Below are 23,965 nucleotides of genomic sequence, written 5' to 3'. Positions count from 1 at the left end.
AGCCACAATTAGAAAGAAGTCCGCCCCAGAATTCACTCTGGCGGCGGACTTCTTTTATTGAGGAGAACAGTGCGGCACTGTCGTGCGCCACACGCTAGACCAGCAACTCCGCAATCTGAATAGCGTTGAGCGCTGCGCCCTTGCGCAGGTTATCGCCGGATACGACGAAGACGAGGCCCTTGTTGTCCTCGACCGTCTGGTCCTGGCGGATGCGCCCGACCAAGGAAAGGTCGATGCCGGCTGCCGCCAGGGGCGTCGGCACATCGACGACCTTGACACCCGGCGCGGCCGAGAGCACCTCGCGGGCCTGCTCCGGGGTAATCGGCTTCTCAAACTCCGCGTGTACGACCATGGTGTGGCCAGTAAACACCGGGATGCGCACGCACGTGCCGGACACCTTCAGCTCTGAGATGCCCAGAATCTTGCGGGACTCGTTGCGCAGCTTCTGTTCCTCGTCGGTCTCTTCGGTTCCGTCATCCACGAGGTTGCCCGCCAACGGCAGCGCGTTATACGCAATCGGAGCGACATAGGGGCCCAAATCCTCCTCGGAGACCTCAAGCGCAGAGCCGTCGTGGACGAGCTCAACGTTGCGGTCACCGATTGAGGCCACCTGCTTGACCAAGGTTTCCACGCCGGCCAATCCGGAACCGGACACGGCCTGGTAGGAGGCGACGCGCATGGTGGTGAGACCGGCGGCGTCGTGAAGCGCCTTCGTCACCGGCATGATCGCCATGGTTGTGCAGTTCGGGTTGGCGATGATGCCCTTGGTGACGTTGTCCTTATCCTGCGGGTTCACCTCTGACACGATGAGCGGCACGTCCGGATCCCGGCGCCACGCAGAAGAGTTATCCACCACGGTGGCGCCGGCCTCGGCGAAGAGCGGTGCATACTGCTTGGACGTCGAACCGCCGGCGGAGAACACGGCGATGTCGATTCCTGCGAGGCTCTCCACAGTCTGCTCTGCCAAATCTTCGACGACGACCTTGTCCTCGCGGAAGGTGAGCTCCTGGCCGGCGGAGCGTGCGGAGGCAAAGAAGCGGACCGTATCGGCCGGGAAGTTGCGCTCCTCCAAGAGGGTGCGCATCACGCGGCCAACCTGCCCGGTAGCGCCTACAACTGCAACAGTGGTCATGACCTTTACTCCTTAATTTTTAGCGTCCGGTACCAGCATAAACGGTGGCCTCTTCCTCGCCACCCAGCTGGAACTTATCGTGCAGGGCCACGGCGGCCTTCTCCAGATCAGCCTCGCGGGTAAGCACGGAAATTCGGATTTCGGAGGTTGAAATGAGCTCCATGTTGACCCCGGCGTCACGCAATGCCTCCGTGAAATCTGCGGTAACGCCCGGGTGGGACTTCATGCCGGCACCGACGAGGGAGACCTTGCCCACCTGGTCGTCGTAAAGCACGTTGGTCCAGTGCCCCTCTTCCTTGAGCTTGGCCAGGATCTCCATGGCCTTTGGGCCGTCCGAGCGCGGGCAGGTGAAGGTGATGTCGGTGGTACCGGAATCCAGCGAGGAGACGTTTTGCAGGACCATGTCAATGTTGATCTCGGCATCCGCGATGGCGCGGAACAACTTGGCCGCCTCACCTGGGCGGTCCGGTATGCCCAGGACGGTAACCTTAGCCTCGGAACGGTCGGTTGCGATACCAGTAAGTACTGCTTCTTCCACGGGGATATCCTCCATTGAACCGGCGATGAGCGTGCCGGGGTCGTTTGAATAAGATGAGCGGACTCGAAGGGGAACGTTGAACGCGCGGGCGTACTCGACGCTGCGCAGGACCAGAATCTTGGAGCCCACAGCTGCCATCTCCAGCATCTCCTCGAAGGACAGCTGGTCGAGTTTCTGGGCGTTGTGGACGATGCGTGGGTCGGCGGTATAAACGCCGTCGACATCGGAATAAATCTCACACACATCGGCCTTGAGCGCTGCCGCCAGCGCCACCGCGGTGGTGTCCGAGCCGCCGCGGCCGAGGGTGGTCACATCACGCGATTCCTTGTTCACGCCCTGGAAACCCGCAACGATGCAGATCCGGCCTTTCTCCAAGGCTTCGGTTAGACGGCCCGGGGTGACGTCGACGATGCGGGCGTTTCCGTGGCGCTCGGTGGTGAGCACGCCGGCCTGGGAACCAGTGAAGGACTGAGCCTTGGCACCAAGGGACTCCACGGCCATGGCAACGAGTGCGTTGGAGATGCGCTCGCCGGCGGTCAACAGCATGTCCATCTCACGCTGCGGCGGGACGGGGTTGACCTGCGCTGCAAGATCAAGCAGGTTATCGGTGGTATCTCCCATGGCGGAGCACACAACAACGACGTCGTTGCCCTGCTTCTTCGTCGCCACAATGCGCTCCGCCACCGCGCGAATGCGCTCTGCGCTTTCGAGGGAGGATCCCCCGTATTTCTGTACGACTAGGGCCACTGACGGTCCCACCTTTCCTGTTTGTGAGGGCCATTACCTGTTCACCGCCCAATACCTATAGACCGGCAGTCAACTCCTTTAGACTACCGCCCTTTGGTTCCCATCGAAACACGTGCTGGATATTAATTCCAGGTAGGGTAGAAACGATGCTTTCAAACCTGGTTGCCATTACTTTTGCACTGGCCTCCGCGCTAGTCGTGGCCTGGGGCACAGTCATACGCCACCGCATCGTGTTGGACGCTAGCTCCAGGAGCGTCATGCGCACCGCTATTCGGACTCCCTTGTGGTGGGTGGGGACCAGCGCCGCCGTTATTGCCTACGCGCTACAGCTCGTCGCTCTCCACTTCGGCACGCTGCTCATCGTGCAGCCAATCCTCATCCTGTCCCTCATGTTCACGCTGCCGCTCGCCGCCTGGTATTCCCGGCGGCCGATGCCGGCACGGGAGGTGTTCTGGTGCCTCACGCTGACCATCGCGGTGAGCATCATGGTGGTCTATGGGCGCCCCACCGCAGGCTTGACGACGCCCACCTGGTCCCAATGGTGGCCCGCCTTCGCCCTCGGCGCGCTTGCCCTCACCGCTCTGTTCGTGGCGGCCTATAACCGGCCGGAGGAGTCCGCCCTAGCGCTCGGGAGCGCGTGCGGCATCCTGTATGGCTACGTGGCGCTCGTAGCCAAGGCAGTGGTGGACGTCCTCTCCCACGAGGGCATCACAGCCTTGCTGGCCAGCTGGGAGCTGTACGTGCTCATTGGGCTGGCGGCTGCCGGAACGGTGATCCAGCAATATTCCTTCCACGCTGGCGCGCTTGCGCACTCTTTGCCTGCGATGACCATCATGGAGCCCATCGTGGCCTTCGGTTTGGGCTACTGGGTCTTGGGCGAAAAATTCCAGGTCAGTAGCGTTGCGGGTTGGTGCGTGATGGGGGTTTCGCTCATCATCATGATCGTTGCCACAATCGTCCTATCCCGCGTGCCGGTCAACCCGGGAAGCGCTCAGCGCGCGGAGCAAAGCCCACGCTAGGACGAGCTTCCGCGCTAGATGGCCCACTCAAAGACCACCAGCATATAAGCGGAGAACCACGCCGACCACAGGACCCAGGCGCTACATGCGAGCCAGAGCTCGCGGGGTCGCAGCACCTCAGACGCGCGCACGGCCCAGGGAAGCGCCAAGATAATCGCGGGCAGGAGGAGACGCGGGCGCGAGTGCATGATGCCGTCGGAAAGCAGCACATTCGCACACAGCGCGGCGCTAAACCACCACGCCACCGGATTCAGCCTTCCCCACGCCGCCACCAGCAGCACGGGGACGCCCAGGATCACCAGAACGCTAAGCAGGTAGCCCACATCGTTCTTCTCCGTCAGAACTTCCCACACGAACCGTACGGTGGCAGCACCCCAGTCGAAGGTGGAATGCCAGTGCTCGGTCTGGATGCCAAAGTAGCCGCCGGCCTCTGCGAGGTAGCGCTGCGTCCACAATAAATACGCTGGCAGCGGAAGCGCTGCCACGATGAGGCTGAGCCAGGCCTGCCACGAGCGCCGCCCATAGATGAGCACCCACAAGGCAAAGACAGCAAGGAAGTCCACGGAGGTCAGCCGCACAAACGATAAGGCAAAGCCGAACGCCGCCGCGCGCCACCAGGCGCGATCATCCAGCGCGACGAGTCCCCACACCAGGAGGGCCCCGAAGAGAGCTTCGGTATAAGGCATCGAGAACACGATGGACATCGGAGCGCTGCTCACCACGATGGCAGCGGCGCATTGCCCACGGCGCCCCGCCCCCAAGCGCTGCGCCAAGACCATAACGCCGGCAGCCATGGCCACGGTGAGGAGGGTGTTAACGATGAGCGCGGCTACTTCGAGGCTGATCCCGGTCCATCCCAGGACCCGCAACAGCATGGGAAAGCCCGGGAAGAAGGCCATTGTCGTCTCATAGACTGGGCCATCAGTGTGGGTATCCGCGTCAAAATATCCCACTCGAGCAATTTCCAGGTAGTACTTGGAATCCCACGACGTGAGCCGATCCCACAGCTCCTGGTCATTGACGGCGGCGATGACGTTCAGAACGGCAATGCGCACCGCGGTTCCAACAACCGCGACCAACGTGGCAAGCGGCACCAGTGACAGCGCCCCCTGCGTGCCAGCAGGGGAGGCGTCTGCCGCGCGCCCGCTATCCGCCGTGGGCTCTTCCCCCGGATCCTGAATAATCTTCGTGGAGTTTTCTTCATGCACGCCACAACATCCTAGCCACCCACATCACCCATCCCAATATGTGGAATCAGTTGCCATAGAATGAGAAAAGCTGTATTGTGGCTCACATGACTTTGCGGCACACTCTCCTCCTTAGTAGCCGCGGCGGGTTTTAGGTTTCTAGCTTCACGGCCAGCGCCCCGCCGCGGAGCGCGGTGATGCCAACACACCGCAGCTGGCCGCCCCCACGATTCACGCCGTAGCTGCGCATCGAAACAACGCAGCACAGTAAAACGCCTTTGGCCCCAGACCCATAGGCCCCAGACAAGGAAGAGAACAACCACCATGTCCCCCAACGATTCTTTCATCTCCGCTCCCCGCGAAATCACCACCCCGGCTGGCCCGCGCAACGAAAACCAGCCCGCGTGGAACAAGCAGCGCGGTTCCTCGATGCCAGTAAACCGCTACCAAAGCTTCGCCGAAGAGGTAGAACCGGTCTCGCTGCCTGACCGCACGTGGCCGGACAAGAAAATCACCGTGGCGCCACAGTGGTGCGCCGTGGACCTGCGCGACGGCAACCAGGCTCTCATCGATCCAATGAGCCCTGAGCGCAAGCACCGCATGTTCGACCTGCTGGTCAAGATGGGCTACAAGGAGATTGAGGTAGGCTTCCCCTCCGCCTCCCAGACGGATTTCGACTTCGTTCGCGAAATCATCGAGGGCAATAAGATCCCGGATGACGTCACCATCCAAGTCCTGGTCCAGGCGCGCGAGCACCTGATCCGCCGTACTTTTGAGGCTTGCCAGGGCGCGAAGAACGTCATCGTTCACTTCTACAATTCCACCTCGAAGCTGCAGCGCCGCGTAGTCTTCCGCAAGGACCGCCCGGCCATTAAGAAGCTGGCCACGGACGCTGCGGAGCTCATCAAGGGCATTGCCAAGGATTACCCCGATACCAACTGGCGCTGGGAGTACTCGCCGGAATCCTTTACGGGCACCGAACTGGACTTCGCCGTCGAGGTCTGCGATGCCGTTGTTGACATCATGGAGGCAACTCCGGAGAACCCCATGATCATCAACCTGCCCTCCACGGTGGAGATGATCAGCCCCAACGTCTACGCCGACCAGATCGAGTGGATGCACCGCAATTTTGCGAAGCGGGATTCCATCATCATGTCGCTGCACCCGCACAATGACCGCGGCGAGGGAATCGCCGCCGCCGAGCTGGGTTACATGGCCGGCGCAGACCGCATCGAAGGCTGCCTGTTTGGCAACGGTGAGCGCACCGGCAACGTGGACATCATTACCCTGGGCCTGAACATGCTGACCCAGGGCGTGGACCCGCAGATCGACTTCTCCGATCTGCCTAAGATCCGCGAGACGGTGGAGTATTGCAACCAGCTGCGCGTGCCGGAGCGCCACCCCTACGGCGGCGAGCTGGTATTTACCGCCTTCTCCGGTTCACACCAGGATGCCATCAACAAGGGCCTGGACGCCCTGGCGCAGGAGGTGCGCCCAGGCGCGAACAACACCGAGGTGTCGTGGGAAGAACTGCAGGAAACCACCTGGGAAGTTCCCTACCTGCCCATCGATCCGAAGGACGTCGGCCGCGATTACCAGGCGGTCATCCGCGTCAACTCGCAGTCCGGCAAGGGCGGCGTAGCCTACATCATGAAGACCGATCATGGCATCAATATGCCGCGCGCCATGCAAGCGGAGTTCTCCTCCGTCGTGCAGGCGGTGACCGACGCCGAAGGTGGCGAAGTCAACTCCAAGAACATGTGGGATATCTTTGCCAACGAGTTCTTAGAGCGCACCTCCCCGCTGGAGCTCGTCACCTTCCAAGTTGATAACTCAACCACGGAGGATGAAGACGCCAAGGTCACCGCAACCATCGTCTTTAACGGCGAGAAGCGCATTGTCTCCGGCATGGGTAACGGCCCCATCGCCGCATACGCCAACGCGCTGGAAGACGTCGGGATCGACTTCGAGGTCATCGACTATTCCCAGCAGTCCCGTACGGCCGGCGACGATGCCGAAGCCGCCTGCTACATCGCCGCCGAAGTCAATGGCGCACAAGTGTGGGGTGCCGGCATCGCCGGATCCACCACCCGTGCGTCCATCAACGCCATTACTTCAGCGGTCAATCGCGCGGACTAATCCTCTGCCGCGACACAGGGCGACACAAGGAGAAGGCGAGCTGTTCCGCGCGCCTCCTCCTTGCGCAGTCTCTCGCACTCGCACTCCCCTCGCTAAAGCTACTGACCGTAACATCGCGCTGGCTACACATTGTTGTAGGCCAGCACGGAGAGCTATAGAATAAATACGCGACACAATTGCACAAAGACATTGAACACCTTGTGCACCCAATAAGAATTTCAGTCCGAACTTCGGCATTCCCTACTGCGCTCAGTTTTGCAACTGCGCGCATTTGTTGCAGTTCGGCAGGCGAAGGCGAACACTATGACGGTCACTAACTACGTGGTCCCCCACTCTGGGTTTGGTGAACCTCGCCGCCTCACGGTTGACGCCGTTAACCCGGAGATGTTCCTGCAGCTGCTCTCCCTGGCGGATAACAATCACCTCAACGTCACCCTGTGTGGGCACTCAAGCTCCGGCTTCCGCGTCCGGTATGAAGATGACATCGTTGGCGTCATCCCCGCTTCCCAATCCGCCGATTACACGGAATTGGATTGGATCATTAGCGCGGGTTTGACCCCACAGGCCACCGCAGAGATTTCGCTCCGCGAGGACGCGGTGGAGGAAACCGTTCCGGCATTCGAGGTTCTCCTCCCGGAGCCAGGCCTGTGCGTCCCGATCAATGTTCCCCCGGCTCAGCGATGGGGCATGCTCGACGGCGACCGTGCCCTTCGCATCACTGACTTTTCGGCCCGCACCCGTTCCCTGCCGAAGCACCCTGCGCATCTACTCGTGCGCTTAACCAACAGCCGGCGCTTCTTCCGCCGCGCCATCGAGATTCATCTCGATGACAAGCTCATCGCCACCGTTCCGCGCGATCAGGCCACGTGGCTGAGCGATACCATCGCTGGATTCAAGCACGAGGGTCTCATTGCCATTGCGCGCGCCTACTTCACGCCGGATGACAAGTCCCCAGCCCTCACCGTCTACTCCGACGAAGGAACACCGGACGCTCACGTCGCCGTGGGGGCCGCCGGCGTCATCGCTGCCGCCGCTGGCGCGGTTGCCGCGACGGCCACAAACACCGATAGGGCTCATGCAGCAACCGCTCCGGTAGGCGGGTTCCAGGCAACGGGCACAGCACACACCGCAAGTTCCGCTGCCACACAGGGCGCACAAGTCCTCTCCTTGAAATCCTTCGGGACCGCCGCAACAGTTGGCTCAAAGATCGCCGCTGCTAGTACTGGTGTCAAGCTGGTGTGCGCGGCAAGCGTTGCCGTCATCATCGGCGGAACCGCTAGCTTCGTATCCTCTGTGCACGCACTTCACTCCGCCCCCAATCAGGTTGCTGACTCGGCTTTAGAGGAGCACACCACTTCGCTCCTTGCCCCCAGCCCGGCCAATAATGCAGAAGCTGACGCCGCGCTTTCCAGCGAAGCTGACGCAACCGAGGACACGGCTGCAGGCGCCCACCGCCCCGATAACCAGGGGCACTCGGTAGCACCACGCGCCCTCGACCGAACCACTTCCTCGACTCCGGCGGAGCCAACGGAACTGTCTGAGCCGACGGAGCCGATTAAGCTGGCCGAGCCCACGCAACGTGCAGAGCTCGTCACGCCCGGAGAGGCAATCCCTTCCCCGCGCAACACGCACCACGCTGAAGTCACACCGCCAGCACCGCGGGAAACCGAAGCCACAGAAGAGTCCACGTCGCGCACGTCACGGCCCCGCCAGGAGGATTCCACCTCCACCACCACAACTACGAGCGCACCCAGCTCCACGCGGAGCGTGCCGACGTCATCGCCTTCGGCGACCCCAACTTCTTCGACGACACCGACCTCATCAACTTCGGCGCCGAAGACGACTGCTACGACGCCAACGTCCCGCACCACCACACCTGTCAGCACTCCGCCCACGACTACGCCAGCGGAGTCGACTACTCCTGCACCGACGACCTCCAAGCCCGCTGCATCCACGACTGCTACGCCAACCACGACAAAGACTCAGCAGCCCAAGCCCAGCACCTCGTCTCAACCAAGCACCACGACTAAGCCCAGCACCTCGTCTAAACCGAGCACCACACCTAAGCCCAGCACCACGCCGAAGCCGGAACAGACTTCTGAGCCCACACCGGACCGCACTCCTGAGCCGAGCCGTGAGCCCGAACCGACCCCCGAGCCCACGCCAGACCACGACGGCTGGGTCATCATCATCGAGGCCGACTAGTCCGCAGCACGCCCTGCCTCGCTGCCGATTTGGGGGATACGGCAGCTTCACGTGTGCCCTTTCCAGCTTCCTCGCGGTTGGGTACTAAACTGTGAACAATGACTACGACACCCGGCCCCACCGAACCTGCAGCGCAGCTCAGCGCAGCAGAGACGCCGGCCGCGGCGTCGCCACAATCCAGCGCCCCGAAACCAGGACCGCGCCCTCACTCAGCTGAGAACAAGCAGAACAGCAAAGAAGATAGGGCGTCGGCCCGCGAAGCAGCCCTCGCTGCCTTCCCCTTTGTTGCGCTGACCATCCAGACCACTGGCATTCACCCCTCCACGGGTCGGTTGCTTACCGTGGATGCGCTAACACTCAACGCCGCGGGTGAAACCGGCCAAGAGTTCCACGCCGTCCTCAACCCCGGCGAAGACCCTGGCCCCCGGCATCTTCACGGCTTGAGCGCTGAGGAAATCCAGGCGGGTCAGTCCTTTTCCATGTTGCTCAAGCCGCTGGATCGGCTCATCGATGGCCGCACGCTCATCGTCCACGACGCCCCGTACACCTGGGGTTTCATCGTCGCCGAAGCGCGCCGCGCGATGACTGCCGCCGCTCGTCAAAACCGCGCGCGCAACCGCAACCGCGGTAAAGGCCGGCGCCGTCGCTTCAAGGTGGGACACGTTCCCACCCCAGTAACCATCGTGGATACGCTTGCCACCGCTCGCCGCCAAAGCGTGTGGGGCACCGATATCCGCCTAGCGGCCGTCGCACGGGATACCGGTCTTCCCGCGCCCGACCCCACCGCCAGCGTCGCCCGTGCGCAACGACCGGAAAAGGACACCTCCCGCGAGGCGACCCGTCTGCTCGTGGACCTCTACCGTGCGCAAGCCGCGGGCCCGCTCAGCAGCGCGGCACCGGATGAGCTGCGAGCTGATCGCTTTGGGCTACAGCGTTCCCACGTCCGCGTCGACGCTGCCGAAGCTCCCCGTCAGCACCACAACCCCGGCCCCTATGTGCCCGGCAAGGAACTCATCCGCGGCATGGAGATCGTCGTTGCCCCGGAGATCACCGAGGACCCCGACACCATCATCGCGGCGTTGGCCCGTGAGGAGCTGAACTACTCGGAGAAGCTCTCCCGCGAGACGTCCCTCGTGGTCTGCAACATCACCACCAACCTTGTGGGCAAGCCCATGCATGCTCACCGCAAGGACATCCCGCTGATGTCCGATGTTGCCTTCCTCGCGGCCCTTGAGCGCATCGAGGAACCGACCGAACCTGAAGAGCAATCCACCTCCGGCGCAACGAGCAATTCGGGTAAGCGCCACAGCAGTGGGCAGCCCAACCGCAATCGTTCCACGAACAAGAACCGCCGCCGCTCGCGCCGCAAGTCCTCCAACGCCCAGCACTCCCCTAAACAAGGACAAGGGCAGAAGAAACACCAGGGCTCCCCGGCCGACGGATCCGCAAGCGACAAGCCTGCTCAGTCGGACTCCAACTCGAACAACCGGAATAAGGGCGGCAACAAAGGGCGCCGGCGTCGCCGCCGCGGCGGACGCGGCCGTCGCAGCAACGGTAGCCAGCAGAACCAGCAAAACTCGGGACACAACCGCTCCCACAACACCGATAGCTAGCGTCCCCCGACTACTCTGGGGAGCATGAATTTTAACTTCCGAAGCGCGTTTTCTTCCGCGCGCACCGCGGTTGCAACCTCCGCCGCGGCGTTGGCCACCACCGCCTCGCGCGCCACGGGCCGCGGTGCGGGCGGCATGATCGGCGGGCTCATCGCTAACGCCATTGACCCCACTATCATGCAAAACCTGGCCAAGCAGCGCCCAGCCGTCTTGGTCACCGGAACCAACGGCAAGTCCACGACCACGCGGATGCTCGCCGCAGCCGTGCGCACTACGCACACCGTGGCCACCAACGATGGCGGCGACAACATGGATGCGGGAATCATCTCCGCGCTCTTAGCTGGCAAGGATGCAAGCCATCTTGTCTTAGAAGTAGACGAGCTCCATGTCCCCCACGTTGCGGATAACCTCAACCCCACAGCGCTCGTGCTGCTGAATCTCTCCCGCGACCAGCTGGATCGCGTCGGTGAGATCAACAAGATTGAGCGCGCCCTGCGAGGCGCCGTCGAGGCCCACCCGGACATGCTCGTCATCGCCAACTGTGATGACGTCCTCATGACCTCCGTGGCCTATGACGCAAAGAATGTCATTTGGGTGTCCGCGGGTGCCGGCTGGATGGGCGAATCCGTCACCTGTCCGCGCACCGGCGGCCACATCGTGCGTGACGGTGAGGACTGGCGCGCGGTCAAGCCGCTTGCCGACGGCCGCGAGTTCCGCCGCCCCACCCCCACCTGGGCGGTGACGGAGGAGGGCATTGTGAGCCCGGGGGGCGTCGACAAGCTCAAGCTTGCTCTACCGGGACGGGCCAACCGCGGTAACGCCGCCCAGGCCGTCGCCGCTGCCGTGGAGGCCTTCGGCGTGGACCGCCACAAGGCTATCGCCGCTGCCGAAGGCGTCGTTGATGTGGCCGGACGCTACTCCACCATCACGCTGGGCAAGCGCGAAATCCGCCTGCTGCTGGCCAAGAATCCGGCCGGCTGGCAGGAGGCGCTGTCCATGGTGGACCGTGACGCCGATGGCTTGGTCATCGCCACTAACGGCCACGTGGCCGACGGTATCGATATGTCCTGGCTCTGGGACGTACGCTTCGAGGATTTCGAAGGCATCCCCGTCAAGGCAGCCGGCGAGCGCGGCACGGATCTAGCAGTGCGTTTGGTCTACGCGGATATCTCGCACGAGCTCATTGCGGACCCACTCGCCGCTATTCAATCCTGTCCGGAAGGCCGCATCGAGGTTTTGGCCAACTACACTGCCTTCCGCGATCTGAAGAAGGCACTCACCGCCGCAGCAGCAAAGGAGCACTCGAATGACTAGCCTGCAGATTGGCCTCATCCTCCCGGACATCCTGGGCACCTACGGCGATGACGGCAACGCCCTAGTCCTGCGCCAGCGCGCCCGCATGCGCGGCCACGAGGCGGAGATTGTCCCCATCAAGCTGGGTGAGCCGGTGCCGGAATCCTTTGATGTCTACACCCTCGGCGGCGGCGAGGACACCGCGCAGATTCTCGCGGCGGAGCACCTCATCGCTGACGGTGGCCTCACCCGCGCTGCCTCCGCAGGTCGCCCGATTCTGGCAATTTGCGCGGGCCTGCAGGTACTCGGCGAATCCTTCCGTGCTTCTGGCCGCGTGGTGGATGGCGTGGGGCTTATCGACGCCACCACTGCCTCCATGGCCGAGCGCGCCATCGGCGAGGTAGCCACCGAACCCACCAAGGCCGGCATCACCGCTGAGCTCACCGAGCCTCTCACCGGTTTTGAAAACCACATGGGTGCCACCATCCTGGGGCCTGCCGCCCAGCCGCTGGGAACGCTCACACGCGGAACCGGCAATGCGGATACCGCTGCCATCCTGGATCTCTCCGACAGGGCCGTCCAGCGCGGCGCCGAGGGCGCGGTGCAGGGCAGCGTCATCGCCACCTACATGCACGGTCCGGTCTTGGCGCGCAACCCGCAGCTGGCGGACCTGTTGCTGGCCAAGGCCATGGGAATCGCACTCAGCGAACTCGAGCCCTTGAACATCCCCGCCATTGACCAGCTACGCACCGAGCGCTTTAACGCCTCGGAGCCGCCGCGCTCGCAGCGCTAGGGGCGCTCGGAGGCACCGCGCCGCTAGACCGTCAGGCGGCCGCTCAACGCACGCGAGAGCGTCAGCTCATCGACGAACTCAAGGTCGCCTCCCAGCGGCATGCCGGAGGCCAGGCGCGTGATCTTCAGTCCCGGGAAGTCTCGTAGCAGGCGCACGAGGTAGGCCGCGGTAGCCTCGCCTTCGGTGTTGGGATCGGTGGCGAGGATGACTTCGGTGATGTCCGGGGAGTCGTCGTAAAGCGGCACCTCCGGGGTGGAATCCGCAAGCTCTCGGTCCGGTAGTACGCCGCCGAGGCGCTGCAGCAGTTGCGAGATGTTGAGGTCTTTCGGGCCCACGTTGGCCAGCGGGTCGAGCGCGCCGCCCAGTACGTGGTAGCGGCCGTTATACTCGCCGGTGCGCTCGATGACCTGGATGTCCTTGGGTTCTTCCACCACGCAGATGGTAGAGGCATCGCGCTGCGAGTTCACACAAATGCGGCAGACTTCCTCGCGGGAAATATTGCAGCAGATGCGGCAGAAAGTCACACCATCACGCACCGCTCCCAGTGCCTTCTGGAGGCGATCGATCTCCTCCGGGTCTTGATGCAGAACGTGGAAGGCGATGCGTTGCGCTGACTTCGGGCCAATACCCGGCAGGCGCGAGAACTCATCGATGAGATCCTGCAGTGGTCCTTCAAACACGCAATGCTCCCCTCACTCAACAATCCCCACACCCTTGACGGCTGGAGACACAACAAAAGGCCGCGCCGCCCTCCGCGAAGAGAGCAACAACGGCCTTTAAGTCTAACGCGCGGCTTACTGGTTGCCGCCGAAGACATCCTGGATGGACGGACCATCATAGTTCTGCTGGGACTGACCCATGCCCTGGGACAGCGGGCCGATCTTCTCCTGCGCCAGGCGGCCAGCAGCGGCGTGGGCCTCCTTGAAGGCGCCGACGATGAGGTCCTGGAGGGTATCGATGTCCTCCGGGTCCACCACGGACTTATCAATGGAAATGCTCTGCAGCTCAGCGCCACCGGTCATGGTGACCTTCACCAGGCCATTGCCTGCGCTGCCTTCGACGGTGGCGGCCAGGATTTCCTTCTGCGCCTTTTCTAGTTCAGCCTGGACGCGAGCGGCCTGCGCCAGGATCTCGTTCATGTCATTTGCCTGCTGCATCGGATCGTTCTCGGTCATGCTAAAAGTCCTTTCGTGCGGTTATTTTCACTACGCGCCAAGTGTACAGATGCCGCGCTACAGCCGCCGCGCTCCCAACTCCTGCGCGAGGAGCTCCATGGCGACCTCCGTGGCGTTGCGGTGGTCCATCTCTCCGGCGCTCTGCGCGGCCTCCATCATCTCGCGTTCCTCATCCGCGCGGGTGTACTCCGGCTGCGGTGCGGGCGCATGCTGGGGCGCTGACTGCTGCGGCGAAACAGACGTGTGGCCTGCGCTTTCCGACGATCCATTCGCCCCCGCCGGCGGACCGTACTCCTCCGGTGGGGCCTCGAACTCGCCCTCGTCCGGGCCCGGCTCCGGCGGCAGCGGAACGCCGTTGCCAAACTTGGGAACCTTGGAAAACTCTTCATCGCGTTGGGCCGCGACCTGAGTCGCCTGAGCGATGCGTGATCGCCATTGGCTGCCACGGGCCTCCCTCTTTGGGGGCACCGCCGCCCCGCGCGGGGCGGCCTCCGACCGCTGCGGTTCGACCGGCGGGCGCGAGTCTGCCTTCTCGCGCACACCGTGCTGGGGCTGAGGTTGTTCCCTCGTCGTTTCAGACGACGGAGCCTGCTGCCCGATTTGGCGCGGCGCGCCCCACGGATCATCACTAGCGTTGCTGGGTTCCTCCGCTGCCGGACTCTCTGCCTCCTCGTCGGGCTCAGCGGCCTCACGTTGCGGTTGGTTGGGATTCCACTGGGTGCGCTGGGTGGGCTCTGGCACCGTGAAACCGTGCGCCTTCGGGTCGGTACCGATAACACACGTGACCTTCAGTTCTCGGCTGAGCTCTTCCTTGAGGACAGTCACGATGACCTCATTGGTGCCTGGTGAATTGATGCGTTCAGCCAACGCGCCCGTGGTGTGTCCAAGGACGAGAGTCTCATCCCGCACGCCGAGGACACGGGCTTCGGCGAGCATGATTTCAGCGACCTTATTACGCCGCCCAATCGTGGCGCGCAGATCAGACCATCGCCCGCGAATCTCCGCGGCGAGGTCCTGGGGCTGCTCAGGCTCAGGTTGCTGTTCCTGTTGTTCAGGCTGTTCCGATGGCTGCGGCTGTTCCGGCTGCTCCTGCTGCGGCTCAGGCTGCACTTCCGGTTGTGCAGGACGCTCCGGCGCCTGAGTCTGCGAGGCCTCGGGGGCTGAAGGTTGCTGCTCCTGAGCCTCCTGTTGCTGCGGCGCCTGTTGCTGCGCCTCTTGAGGCTGGGCTGGTTCTTGGGGCCGCTCGGCCTGCTGTGGTTGCTGTTGCTGGGCCTCCTGCTTCGCCGCCTGACGGCTGCGACGCTGCGCGATGATAGCCGCGGCGGCGGCAGCGGGATCCTGCGCGCTAGCGACCGCAGATGGCTGGCGCTGCGCAGGCGCGGAGCCCTGCACAGCGGGTGCGGAAGGCTGTGCCCCCGCACCTTGCGGCAAGGAACTGGGTACCTGACCGGCAGCTGCCGCAGCGGGGGCGGAGCCAACGATCAAGTGGGCACAGAGGATTTCTAGAAGTAGGCGCGGGGACGTTGCACCCCGCAGGGAGGACACGCGCTCGTTGACGGTTTCCGCCAAGTAGGCCAGCTGCGGTCCGGAGAAACGCTGCGCTTGGGCGGTAAGGACTTCCCCGCGATCAGTCGGCGCCGAGACCAGACCTTCCTCCAATGCTGAGGGCACGGCTTGCAGGATCATCAGATCCCGCAAGCGATCCAACAGGTCGATGGCAAAGCGGCGAGGTTCGTGGCCGGCTTCAATGACATCGTCGACAAGCCGGAAAAGCCCCGCCTTGTCCTGGTTAGCCAGGGCATCCACCGTGTTATCCAGCAACCCCACGTCCGTAACACCCAGAAGCGGGCGGGCTACCTCGTAGGTCAAGCCATCGGGCCCGGCACCCGCCAACAGCTGGTCCAGGATGGACAACGTGTCACGCGGCGAACCGCCGCCGGCCTGGATGACCATGGGGTACACGGTGTCATCCACGTGGACGTTCTCCGAGGCCACGGTGCGCTCCAGCAGCCCCTTCATCGCCGGCGGGGTCAGCAGGCGGAAGGGGTAGTGGTGGGTACGCGAACGGATGGTGCCGATGATCTTCTCCGGCTCCGTCGTGGCGAAGATGAAGATGACGTGCTCCGGTGGTTCCTCGACAACCTTGAGCAAGGCATTCGCACCGGAGGCAGAAATCATGTGGGCCTCATCGATGATGAAGATGCGGTAGCGCGACTCTGCCGGCGCGTAGTAGGCGCGATCACGCAACTCGCGCATATCCTCCACACCGTTGTGGGAAGCGGCGTCGAGCTCCGTGACATCGAGGTTTCCCGGGCCGCCCGGGGCCAGCGAGACGCACGAATCGCACACACCGCACGGCGTTGAGGTTGGCCCCTGCTCACAATTCAGCGAGCGGGCCATGATGCGCGCCGACGACGTCTTTCCGCAGCCACGCGGGCCGGAAAAGAGGTACGCATGGTTGATGCGCCCCGCATCGAGGGCGGCGGACAAAGGCGTGGTGACCTGCTCTTGGCCTACCACTTCCGCGAAGGTTGCTGGACGATATTTCCGGTAAAGAGCCACGGTTAGTCAGTGTAGCGTCTCAACCCGACACGTCACTCTGAGCGCTTCCAATCCAGCAGATCGATGCCTTGTTCAGCCACCGCTTGTTGTAGCGCCGGCACGCCTTCCTCGACGGCGTAGGCATACTCGGCGTCGCTTAGCATTAGCAATTGGCACACCAGCGTCAGGCGCTCCTTCTCCGCTAGCTGCGGGGTCTGTCCACCCCACAAGTATGGGGCGATGAGCATGCCATGGCGCACGCTCAAGTGAGCGAAGCACTCGTCATCCTCCGCAAAAAGCTTGGGCAAGAGTAAGCCCGGCTGCGCGGGAAGCAGCCCTGCGGCTTCTGTGAGCAATGCCGCTGCCGCGCTCACCGCAGCGGCAACCTCTGGTTGGCCGGTGCGTGCAACGGTAAGCAGTTCGCAGCGCACATCGATCCCCTGCTCGGCATGCGCCAGCCCGGTATCGACATCAGCGAAGCCACACGTAACCGCGAGGGACTGCTTACCCTCCAGCGAGGCTAAGCCCAAACGCTGCCCCTCGACGTTTCTGAACTCGAGGTCAGCCGGGATGATCTGGTCGAGCCAGTAGGCCGTCTCGTCGGAGTTGATTGCCTTATGCCCCCAGCTTCTCTAGTGCGGCTAGCAGCACACAGGTGGCCACGCCATCCATCGCTGCCTCGACCTCTTCCTGCGGCGGCAGGGACGGCGCCAAGCGAATGTTGTGGTCCTTGGCGTCCTCGCCGTATGGGTACGCCGAACCAGCCTGGGTCAGGAGAATGCCGGCGTCACGGGCCAGCTCCCACACGCGGGTGGCGGTGCCCTCCATCACGTTGAGGGAGATGAAGTAGCCGCCCTTGGGGTGGGTCCAGTCCGCAATCTCATGGTGGGTGAGGTTCTTATCCAGGATGCGAAGAACCGCCTCGAACTTCGGCGCCAGCAGCGCAGCGTGGCGGCGCATAACCGCGCGCACGCCCTCGGCGGAACCGAAGAACTCGTAGTGCGCAAGCTGGTTGATCTTGTTCGGGCCAATGCCGCGGATACCGGCGTGCTCCAGGTACCACTCGAGGTTGTCTTCGGAGGAACCGAAGAAGCTCACTCCGGAGCCAGCGAAGGTGATCTTCGACGACGAGGACATAGCCCAGAAGCGGTCCGGGTTTCCTTCCTGTTCCGCAATCTCCAGAATCGGCAGAACCTCCGGGAAGTCCTCGGTCAGCGTGTGCACGGCATAAGCGTTGTCCCACACGATGCGGAAGTCCGGTGCGCCGGTCTCCATCGCAGCAAGGCGGCGAGTCTTCTCTTCCGAGATGACGGCACCCGTGGGGTTGGAGAACATCGGCACAACCCACATGCCCTTAACCTGCGGGTCCTTGGCCAGTTCCTCCACTGCTTCGATGTCCGGGCCATCTTCTTCCATCGGTACCGTAACCAGCTCGAAGCCGAAGGACTCCGTGATGGCAAAATGGCGGTCATAACCCGGGGTGGGGCACAGCCACTTGATGGTCTCTTCCTTGGACCACGGCTTCTCAGAGCTGTTGGTGCCAAAGGTGTAGGCCCACAGGATGAGGTCATACATGATGTTCAGGGAGGAAGAGTCCGCTGCGACGAGGAGCTCTGGGTCCATGTTGGTGAGCTTGCCCCAGAGATCGCGCAGCTCCTTGATGCCCTTCTGGTTGCCGTAGTTGCGCAGGTCATTGCCTGCGGCATCGGTGTAGTGACCACGGCCCGGCAGGACGAGCAGGTCATTAGACAGATCCAGCTGTGCCTTGGACGGCTTACCGCGGGTCAAGTCAAGATCCAACCCCTCAGCCTTGAGGGCCTCGTAGTCCTTGCGCACCTGCGCGGCAAGCTCATCAAGCTCGGACTTTTCAAGATTAAGAAGAGACATCCGTCTTCCTTCCGGGACGTAGTGCGGGCATATGGCAACCATACTAACGCCCCGTCACATCCCCCGTGTGAAGGCATACATACAAAAAGGGGACCCCGCGCACCCGCCAGAGCCTCCTGACCCTTGCTGCATTCCTGCCCTGGGGGAGTTCAGAGGATGGACGCCACGCGGAATCCTGCGGTCTAGCCTAGCGCGCCTTGCTTGTCGACGCCAAACCGCTCCCCCGCCACCCAACTCCCCACTCCTCTTCCAAGCGCACTCCCCACCTCAAGCCACTAAATTCTTAAGTTTTTCGCCCTGACCTGGCGATTTTGCTTCATTAGGGGGCTCATGTAATGTTTTCCAGCGGAGGATTCGACTAGCGGCCTATGTCACACGCCTGGAACGCGTGCGGGAGTCACATCCCTCAGGGGTTCAAATCCCCTATCCTCCGCCATTGGGAAGTCCCCTGGATGATGACATCCAGGGGACTTCTTCTTTATCTCGAAGCTAGAGGCCGGTACCCTTCGGAGTTAATGCCTTAATGACCAGGTACCGCGTCTCAACTAGGGAATCAATATGGAGCAGATAGAATCGGTTGACGATTTAAAGAAGGCGTTAAAGGTCGACGACTTACGCCAGATGAGCAGCGAAAAGGTTTTAACTCTTGTCCAACTAATCCAAAAGGGACAAATTAGTTCCGGAGTGCTTTCCGCGCTACTCTCAACCGCACCCAATACGATGGCATCTCTTGCACAAGCAATGGACAACTCCGTCCAGAATGCAGCCACAAGTAACGAGAAAAGCTCAGACAACTTTTACTCCAGTATTGCTTTCACGAAAAGGCTCCTTGCACAAATTGCACAAGATCCAAATGCGAGTGAAGATGCGAGACGAGATGCTCTCGACCGCCTTGAACGGTATGACAACAAGCTTTTCGAACACGATATAAACAACAAACGGTTCAATCTAGAAGCCCTCAAGCTCAACAAGGAAACTCTTGGGGCAATTGCTGCCGGCGTTGCTCTGGTCGCAGTTGCAGCTATAAGCCCTGATGCCCGGAAGGCCATAACAAAGAACGCCCCAAAGGCCCTGTCGGTGGCAAAGCAGATACTGCCGGGCGCTTAGGACCTACAGTTTCGATAGTGCGTCTAACTACGTGACGCGCCAGCGCGCCCAGTTTCTGGCCCAAACACTCGGGCAAAGGAACCAAAGTAAAGGCACCATTTGCGGGGCCCAGGCTGGAAAACCCCAGGTGATTGCATGCGGAGCTTTGCATAAGGTGTCAGTGCTTTGGTTCCTTTGCGGCTGGGCACTCGAGCTGGGCACCCCACCGAACGCCCATGGTCAACCGCCCCTAATCGAACTCGGGGGCCGCGAAACCGTCTTCCTTGAGCCACTCCACGTGCGGCGGGGTGTTCATGCCCCATTCCGTGCGGGCGAGCAGGAAAGCCTCTTTCACCTCGGCCTCGCCATAGCCGCCATCGCGCAAGAACTGACGGAAGCCGCGGGGGCCAGGTTCTTTGATCCACAGCCAGACGTAGTCTTCCAGGGTGTGGTCGCCCAAAATGTCTTCCATGCCTTCTGGCAGCAGCTCACGCCCGGCGCGCACGCGCTCCTCCAAGTCAGCGTCGAAGAAGTCGTAGAGGTAATCCAGGCCGTCTTCCAGCTGGGCGTACTCATAGGCGTCCATTGATTCGCTCCTCTCGCCCTCATTCTTAGTCACGGATCAGCACTCCCCTCAACTGTGTTTCTTTGCGCCGAGGGACATCCGGTCGACGTCGGCAAGCACTTCGTCCACAATCATCGGGTTGAATTCCCTATCGCGGCGCAGGCGCAGCAACTCTTGCTGGGCGCCGGCGAGGGCTGTTCGCCGTGCCGCGAGGGCCACCTCACGGGCCTCGATGGCCATGCGCAGACGAGTTGTAGCGTCCTCACCATCCTCGTCTTCGCCGAGGCGGTCCTCAAACCATTGGGCAATATTTGCCGCAGTGTCGGGGTCCAGTTCCTCATACTTCGCGCGCATCGCAGCGATACCGGCTTTACGCGCGCGGGAGGTAATGGTCGCGCGCATCTTATCCGTGGCTGCCTGCGAATACGTGGTGAGGTCGAGCTGACGCATAAGCCACGGCAGCAACAGGCCGGGAATCACCATGGTCATGAGCAGCACTACGAGGGCGATAACGGTCAACTCATTGTAGAAGCTCAAACCACTCGGAACAGACAGAACCAGCGCAAGAGTCACCAAACCGCGCATGCCGGACCACGTCATAAGCAGCACTTCTTGCAGGCGCAGCGGCGCCAGGCGTGGCTTCCCGCGGCGCCTATTAATGAGATAGAAGGCGTACATCCACACCAAGCGCACGAGGAAAGCAACAACGGACAGGATGACGCCGATGATGACCGCGTGCCAGAGGTCCGCGCCCGCGGCGTCGATGGCACTGAACACGGTCAAGCCAATGAGGCCGAAAGCCACACCCGTGAAAAGTAGCTCGACGGTCTCCCAGAATGACTGGCCGGAGAGGCGGTCCTCCGCCTGAATCGGTGCGCGGGAGTGCAGTTCCACCGCGGCAATCACCACCGCGATGACACCGGAGGCGCCGAGCTCCTCCGCGGCGATATACACGGCAAAAGGAATCACCCACGTCAAGGCATTGCGAGCGACAACCTCGTGAACCGCGCCGACGAACCACGAAGACACGCGCCCCACGACGAGCCCGAGGATGGCGGCTACAGCCGCGGAGTAGAGGAAACGCGTCACCGCTTCCCCGGCGTGCATCTCACCCGAACTCGTCACGGCTTCCAAGGCGAGGTGGAAGGCCACAATAGACGCGGCATCATTAAACAGGCCTTCGATCTGCAGCACGGAAATGATGCGTCGTGGGATACCGGCAGGTTCTGCCACGGCCTCGACGGCCACCGGATCCGGCGGGGCAATCGCGGCGCCGATAAGGATGGCGGCAGCTAGCCCCAAGCCTGGCATGAATGCGCGAGCGGTGAATCCCACCGCAAGGGTCGTAGCCACCACGAGCAGCACGGACAGAGCCAGGATGGTCATCCACTGCTCACGAATAACACCCCACGATGTCCTCCTTGCCAGCGCCCACAGCAATGGCGGCAAGAAGATCGGAAGAATGAGGTCGGCGGGTACGGCGAACTCGAATGTGCCATTCGAAAAAGTGGCGTATACCGAAACCGCCACCGCCGTGAGGATGGTCAGAAGCGCTGGCCAGGGAAGCCCGATCTTGTCCCCCACCGCCATGACAATGACGGTCAACAGCATCAGGCCAATAAGGACAAACAAAACTTCCATACGCGCTTCTTTCCCCGTTTAAATTTTTCTGTTCTCAGACTACCGTTGTGCGGCCGGCGAGGGAGAGGAGCTACACAGCGCCATCCCAGACGAAGGCCTCCCGCGATAGCTTCTCCGGCTGAAACTGTTCGCACAGCTCCTGCACGGAAGAGGCCTCATACCCTAAGGATTGGGCCAAGAGCTTGACGACGTCCCCCGCATCCCTACCGTGCTCCTCGAGCAGCTGACGCAGGGTCACCGCCCCATCGCGCTTGGACAAACGCACACCCTCAGCGTTGAGCACGAGCGGCACGTGAACGAACTCCGGCTCCGGATAGCCCAGCTTGTGCGCCAAGTATGCCTGACGCGGGGCAGAAGACAGGAGATCATCACCGCGCACGATCTGATCGACTCCTTGGAAGGCATCGTCGACAACAACCGCCAGGTTATAGGCCCAGTCCATGCCCTGGTTCGGATCCGCCGGGGGCTGGCCGCCGCGGCGCAGGATGAAGTCATCCACTTCCCCGGTGTACTCGCCGGCGAGGACGTCGTGGATGGTGAAGGAGGAAGCGTCGGCACGCAGGCGTATGGCTGGCACGCGGTTTTGGGCGGCGAGTTCGGCGCGTTTGGCGGCCCGCTGATCGTCGCTAAGCTCGCGGCACGTCCCCGGGTACTGCCCAGGGATGGCATGCGGCGCGCGGGAGGCTTCCTGGATATCTTTGCGCGAGCAATAGCACTCGTAGGTGGGAAGCTGCGCCAAGGCCTCCTCATAAGCCGCGTAGCGATCCTGCTGGTAGATGACTTCCCCGTCCCAGTCCAGGCCGAGCGCGGCGAGGTCCTCCAGCTGGCGCTGCGCCGCCTCCCGCGAGGAGCGCTGCGTATCGATGTCCTCCACGCGCACAAGGAAGCGGCGCCCGCTGCTCCGGGCGTAGAGCCAGGCGAGCAACGCCGTGCGCAGGTTACCCAGGTGAAGATCGCCGGACGGGCTCGGGGCGTAGCGTCCGGCGGGGCTAAGAGAATCCATGGCCACCAGTCTACGAGGAGCCCCGCGCGCACCGGAGTCCTCTACTAGACTCTCCCCCATGGCTTCTGATGCGACGTATCCCCTGCTTGATTCTGCCGACGCCGAAAAAATGCTCGCCTATGCGCGCGCCCAGGCTCCCGGGCTTTCTCTTCCCACCGATGAGTCCGCCCACATTGATGAGCAGATTAGCCGAGTACTCGCAGATGATACTTTCCTAGGCAGCCTGGAAGATGCCGTTCCCGCCGCCCTCTATTTGGAGGCCCGGGAGACCCTCCGCGTGGCCGCCGGCACCATCAAGAACGTCGACGATTCCTTCACCATTGCCGCACTCGGCGCGCTGACCGGACAGCCATCGCTGGTGGCCGCAGGCTATACCCGCGTCGCCCGCGCATGGCTGGATCACAACGACACCGAGGAAGCAGAGAAGTTCGCCGCCAAGGCAGCCGCGGCTGGAGATGACACGGCGTTGAATGAGATTGCCGCCGCCCGCATCGCAGCAAGCCACAAGGACTTCTCCGAGTCCGCCCCCGCCAGCGTGGATGCTTCAGCCGACGCCAATAGCCCATCCTCGAACTTCGGCAACAGCGTCTCGCTGGCCGAGCTCCAAGAGCGCCTAGAATCCGCCAAGAGCGGCGAAGCGAAAACACACGCTGCTGAATTCGTGGCTATCAACGACGCCGTGACCGCAGGAGAATTCGACGGCGCAGGGGCCACGATGGGGGATATCCTCCGTACCATCCTCGAATCCGCCGTAGGCGCGCTGTGGGCATCAGACTCTGCCGCCGACTGCGAGCGCGTTGCTGCGCAATCCTTCACCATCCTGTCCAACGCACGCGCGGATGAGGAATACCAGCAGCTCCCGGCACCGATGCTGGCCCGCTTTTACAGCGATGCTGCACAGCACTCCGCTGCGGATGTGGAGCAGCGCGTGGCCTGCTTCACCGCTGCTGCCCGCGAGTTTCAGCGCTACGGAGACCTCGACGGCGAGCTCCGTTCGATTCTCAAGACCGTGACCCTCGACGTACAACACCGCGCCCCTGAGGAAGCCTATGACATCCTGGCCTCCCGCTACGTGGATTCACTCAAGCTCCAGAGCCTGCCCGTATCGGCCAAATGGACCGTCCTTTATTCTGAAAGCCTGCTTTTACAGGCGCAGGACATGTACAAATCCAAGCAGGTCTTGCTCAATTTCTTAGACCGGCACCCTGACACCGAGGCCACGACACCTTCGGAGCACAACGCCCTCGCGGAAGTCGCCGAGCTCCTAGGTGATCGCCACGCCTCCACCGGCAAGGCCGACCTCGCTCGCAGCATGTACTTCTTGGCGTACAACCTGTTTGAAAAGGCCCACAATGTCCGCGCGCTCGAGGAGCTACGCAAGAAGGCCTAGGCCCCGCGATG

At 62.5% G+C, this 23,965-nt stretch carries 18 protein-coding genes, 1 tRNA gene, 1 other RNA gene and 1 pseudogene; 9 read left to right on the top strand and 12 right to left on the bottom strand.

Going from position 1 to position 23,965, the window contains the following annotated elements; genetic code table 11:
- Positions 1–94: 94 nt before the first annotated feature.
- Together HMPREF2604_RS06975 and HMPREF2604_RS06970 are read right to left on the bottom strand one after the other, a co-directional pair.
- Positions 95–1,132 (bottom strand): aspartate-semialdehyde dehydrogenase, encoded by a 1,038-nt coding sequence (locus HMPREF2604_RS06975; RefSeq protein WP_070524049.1) that lies wholly within the window; start codon positions 1,130–1,132, stop codon positions 95–97.
- Between the two features lie 19 nt (positions 1,133–1,151).
- Positions 1,152–2,417 carry an aspartate kinase gene (locus tag HMPREF2604_RS06970; RefSeq protein WP_070561344.1) on the bottom strand — a complete coding sequence of 422 codons (1,266 nt, stop codon included), beginning with the start codon at positions 2,415–2,417 and terminating at the stop codon, positions 1,152–1,154.
- A gap of 146 nt (positions 2,418–2,563) precedes the next feature.
- Between HMPREF2604_RS06970 and HMPREF2604_RS06965 the strand changes: the two genes are divergently transcribed.
- The gene (locus tag HMPREF2604_RS06965; RefSeq protein WP_070561342.1) at positions 2,564–3,436 is read left to right on the top strand and encodes a DMT family transporter; all 873 of its coding nucleotides are present in this window, start codon (positions 2,564–2,566) and stop codon (positions 3,434–3,436) included.
- Positions 3,437–3,450: 14 nt separating this feature from the next.
- Here HMPREF2604_RS06965 and HMPREF2604_RS06960 read toward each other — a convergent pair whose 3' ends face one another.
- Positions 3,451–4,644, bottom strand: a complete 1,194-nt coding sequence (locus HMPREF2604_RS06960; RefSeq protein WP_070564284.1) for a mannosyltransferase family protein — start codon at positions 4,642–4,644, stop codon at positions 3,451–3,453.
- 303 nt (positions 4,645–4,947) lie between these two features.
- Between HMPREF2604_RS06960 and leuA the strand changes: the two genes are divergently transcribed.
- The 5 genes and pseudogenes from leuA (at position 4,948) to HMPREF2604_RS06935 (ending at position 12,666) form a co-directional block, all read left to right on the top strand.
- On the top strand, positions 4,948–6,762 hold the full coding sequence (leuA, locus tag HMPREF2604_RS06955; RefSeq protein ID WP_070533800.1) for a 2-isopropylmalate synthase: 1,815 nt from the start codon (positions 4,948–4,950) through the stop codon (positions 6,760–6,762).
- 303 nt (positions 6,763–7,065) lie between these two features.
- Positions 7,066–8,967: a hypothetical protein gene (locus HMPREF2604_RS06950; protein WP_070564281.1), complete on the top strand. Its 1,902-nt coding sequence runs from the start codon at positions 7,066–7,068 to the stop codon at positions 8,965–8,967.
- Positions 8,968–9,065: 98 nt separating this feature from the next.
- Positions 9,066–10,232 (top strand): annotated as a pseudogene (locus HMPREF2604_RS06945) (DNA polymerase III subunit epsilon); the annotation flags it as partial.
- Positions 10,233–10,604: 372 nt separating this feature from the next.
- The gene (locus HMPREF2604_RS06940) at positions 10,605–11,894 is read left to right on the top strand and encodes a Mur ligase family protein (RefSeq protein WP_070564275.1); all 1,290 of its coding nucleotides are present in this window, start codon (positions 10,605–10,607) and stop codon (positions 11,892–11,894) included.
- Positions 11,887–12,666 (top strand): type 1 glutamine amidotransferase, encoded by a 780-nt coding sequence (locus HMPREF2604_RS06935; RefSeq protein WP_070564272.1) that lies wholly within the window; start codon positions 11,887–11,889, stop codon positions 12,664–12,666. The genes HMPREF2604_RS06940 and HMPREF2604_RS06935 overlap by 8 nt, the downstream gene beginning before the upstream one ends.
- Positions 12,667–12,689: 23 nt before the next feature.
- On the opposite strand, the gene recR is transcribed toward HMPREF2604_RS06935, so the two are convergent.
- The 6 genes from recR to ffs all read right to left on the bottom strand — a co-directional run bounded on the left by recR (position 12,690) and on the right by ffs (position 18,449).
- Complete coding sequence (gene recR / locus HMPREF2604_RS06930) at positions 12,690–13,346, bottom strand: recombination mediator RecR (RefSeq protein ID WP_070564269.1); 657 nt, start codon at positions 13,344–13,346, stop codon at positions 12,690–12,692.
- A gap of 114 nt (positions 13,347–13,460) precedes the next feature.
- Entirely contained in the window at positions 13,461–13,841 is a 381-nt protein-coding gene (locus HMPREF2604_RS06925) for a YbaB/EbfC family nucleoid-associated protein (RefSeq protein ID WP_070524027.1), read from the bottom strand.
- A 57-nt stretch (positions 13,842–13,898) separates the two neighbouring features.
- Positions 13,899–16,403 (bottom strand): DNA polymerase III subunit gamma and tau, encoded by a 2,505-nt coding sequence (locus HMPREF2604_RS06920; RefSeq protein WP_070564266.1) that lies wholly within the window; start codon positions 16,401–16,403, stop codon positions 13,899–13,901.
- Positions 16,404–16,435: 32 nt separating this feature from the next.
- On the bottom strand, positions 16,436–16,912 hold the full coding sequence (locus tag HMPREF2604_RS06915) for a suppressor of fused domain protein (protein ID WP_083299199.1): 477 nt from the start codon (positions 16,910–16,912) through the stop codon (positions 16,436–16,438).
- Positions 16,913–16,997: 85 nt separating this feature from the next.
- The gene (locus HMPREF2604_RS06910; RefSeq protein ID WP_070564260.1) at positions 16,998–18,269 is read right to left on the bottom strand and encodes an aspartate aminotransferase type Ic; all 1,272 of its coding nucleotides are present in this window, start codon (positions 18,267–18,269) and stop codon (positions 16,998–17,000) included.
- 81 nt (positions 18,270–18,350) lie between these two features.
- Positions 18,351–18,449: signal recognition particle sRNA small type (gene ffs / locus HMPREF2604_RS06905), an RNA gene on the bottom strand.
- Between the two features lie 167 nt (positions 18,450–18,616).
- On the opposite strand from ffs, the gene HMPREF2604_RS06900 reads away from it, so the two are divergent.
- Positions 18,617–18,705, top strand: a tRNA-Ser gene (locus tag HMPREF2604_RS06900).
- 122 nt (positions 18,706–18,827) lie between these two features.
- A complete protein-coding gene (locus HMPREF2604_RS06895) occupies positions 18,828–19,376 on the top strand; it encodes a hypothetical protein (RefSeq protein WP_246816450.1) in 549 nt (182 codons plus the stop codon).
- A 229-nt stretch (positions 19,377–19,605) separates the two neighbouring features.
- Here the strand turns inward: HMPREF2604_RS06895 and HMPREF2604_RS06890 are convergent, their stop codons facing one another.
- From HMPREF2604_RS06890 to gluQRS, 3 genes are all read right to left on the bottom strand, one after another.
- Positions 19,606–19,941 (bottom strand): hypothetical protein, encoded by a 336-nt coding sequence (locus tag HMPREF2604_RS06890; RefSeq protein ID WP_070564258.1) that lies wholly within the window; start codon positions 19,939–19,941, stop codon positions 19,606–19,608.
- A gap of 48 nt (positions 19,942–19,989) precedes the next feature.
- Complete coding sequence (locus HMPREF2604_RS06885; RefSeq protein WP_070564255.1) at positions 19,990–21,561, bottom strand: cation:proton antiporter; 1,572 nt, start codon at positions 21,559–21,561, stop codon at positions 19,990–19,992.
- Between the two features lie 70 nt (positions 21,562–21,631).
- Entirely contained in the window at positions 21,632–22,564 is a 933-nt protein-coding gene (gene gluQRS, locus HMPREF2604_RS06880; protein ID WP_070564341.1) for a tRNA glutamyl-Q(34) synthetase GluQRS, read from the bottom strand.
- Between the two features lie 58 nt (positions 22,565–22,622).
- Here gluQRS and HMPREF2604_RS06875 point away from each other — a divergent pair, with 58 nt between their 5' ends.
- On the top strand, positions 22,623–23,954 hold the full coding sequence (locus HMPREF2604_RS06875; protein ID WP_070564253.1) for a hypothetical protein: 1,332 nt from the start codon (positions 22,623–22,625) through the stop codon (positions 23,952–23,954).
- The last annotated feature ends 11 nt before the right edge of the window (positions 23,955–23,965 follow it).

The organism is Corynebacterium sp. HMSC055A01 (assembly GCF_001809405.1).
In the GTDB taxonomy this organism is placed as follows: domain Bacteria; phylum Actinomycetota; class Actinomycetes; order Mycobacteriales; family Mycobacteriaceae; genus Corynebacterium; species Corynebacterium hesseae.
Note: the sequence above shows the minus strand (reverse complement) of the source record. Positions and strands in the feature narration are given on the sequence as shown.

What these genes read in the sequence shown, in the direction of transcription:
- HMPREF2604_RS06975 (WP_070524049.1), bottom strand. Translation starts at nt 1,132, where the DNA reads ATGACCACTGTTGCAGTTGTAGGCGCTACCGGGCAGGTTGGCCGCGTG.
- HMPREF2604_RS06965 (WP_070561342.1), top strand. Translation starts at nt 2,564, where the DNA reads ATGCTTTCAAACCTGGTTGCCATTACTTTTGCACTGGCCTCCGCGCTA.
- leuA (WP_070533800.1), top strand. Translation starts at nt 4,948, where the DNA reads ATGTCCCCCAACGATTCTTTCATCTCCGCTCCCCGCGAAATCACCACC.
- HMPREF2604_RS06950 (WP_070564281.1), top strand. Translation starts at nt 7,066, where the DNA reads ATGACGGTCACTAACTACGTGGTCCCCCACTCTGGGTTTGGTGAACCT.
- HMPREF2604_RS06940 (WP_070564275.1), top strand. Translation starts at nt 10,605, where the DNA reads ATGAATTTTAACTTCCGAAGCGCGTTTTCTTCCGCGCGCACCGCGGTT.
- HMPREF2604_RS06935 (WP_070564272.1), top strand. Translation starts at nt 11,887, where the DNA reads ATGACTAGCCTGCAGATTGGCCTCATCCTCCCGGACATCCTGGGCACC.
- HMPREF2604_RS06925 (WP_070524027.1), bottom strand. Translation starts at nt 13,841, where the DNA reads ATGACCGAGAACGATCCGATGCAGCAGGCAAATGACATGAACGAGATC.
- HMPREF2604_RS06910 (WP_070564260.1), bottom strand. Translation starts at nt 18,269, where the DNA reads ATGTCTCTTCTTAATCTTGAAAAGTCCGAGCTTGATGAGCTTGCCGCG.
- HMPREF2604_RS06895 (WP_246816450.1), top strand. Translation starts at nt 18,828, where the DNA reads ATGGAGCAGATAGAATCGGTTGACGATTTAAAGAAGGCGTTAAAGGTC.
- HMPREF2604_RS06890 (WP_070564258.1), bottom strand. Translation starts at nt 19,941, where the DNA reads ATGGACGCCTATGAGTACGCCCAGCTGGAAGACGGCCTGGATTACCTC.
- HMPREF2604_RS06885 (WP_070564255.1), bottom strand. Translation starts at nt 21,561, where the DNA reads ATGGAAGTTTTGTTTGTCCTTATTGGCCTGATGCTGTTGACCGTCATT.
- gluQRS (WP_070564341.1), bottom strand. Translation starts at nt 22,564, where the DNA reads ATGGATTCTCTTAGCCCCGCCGGACGCTACGCCCCGAGCCCGTCCGGC.
- HMPREF2604_RS06875 (WP_070564253.1), top strand. Translation starts at nt 22,623, where the DNA reads ATGGCTTCTGATGCGACGTATCCCCTGCTTGATTCTGCCGACGCCGAA.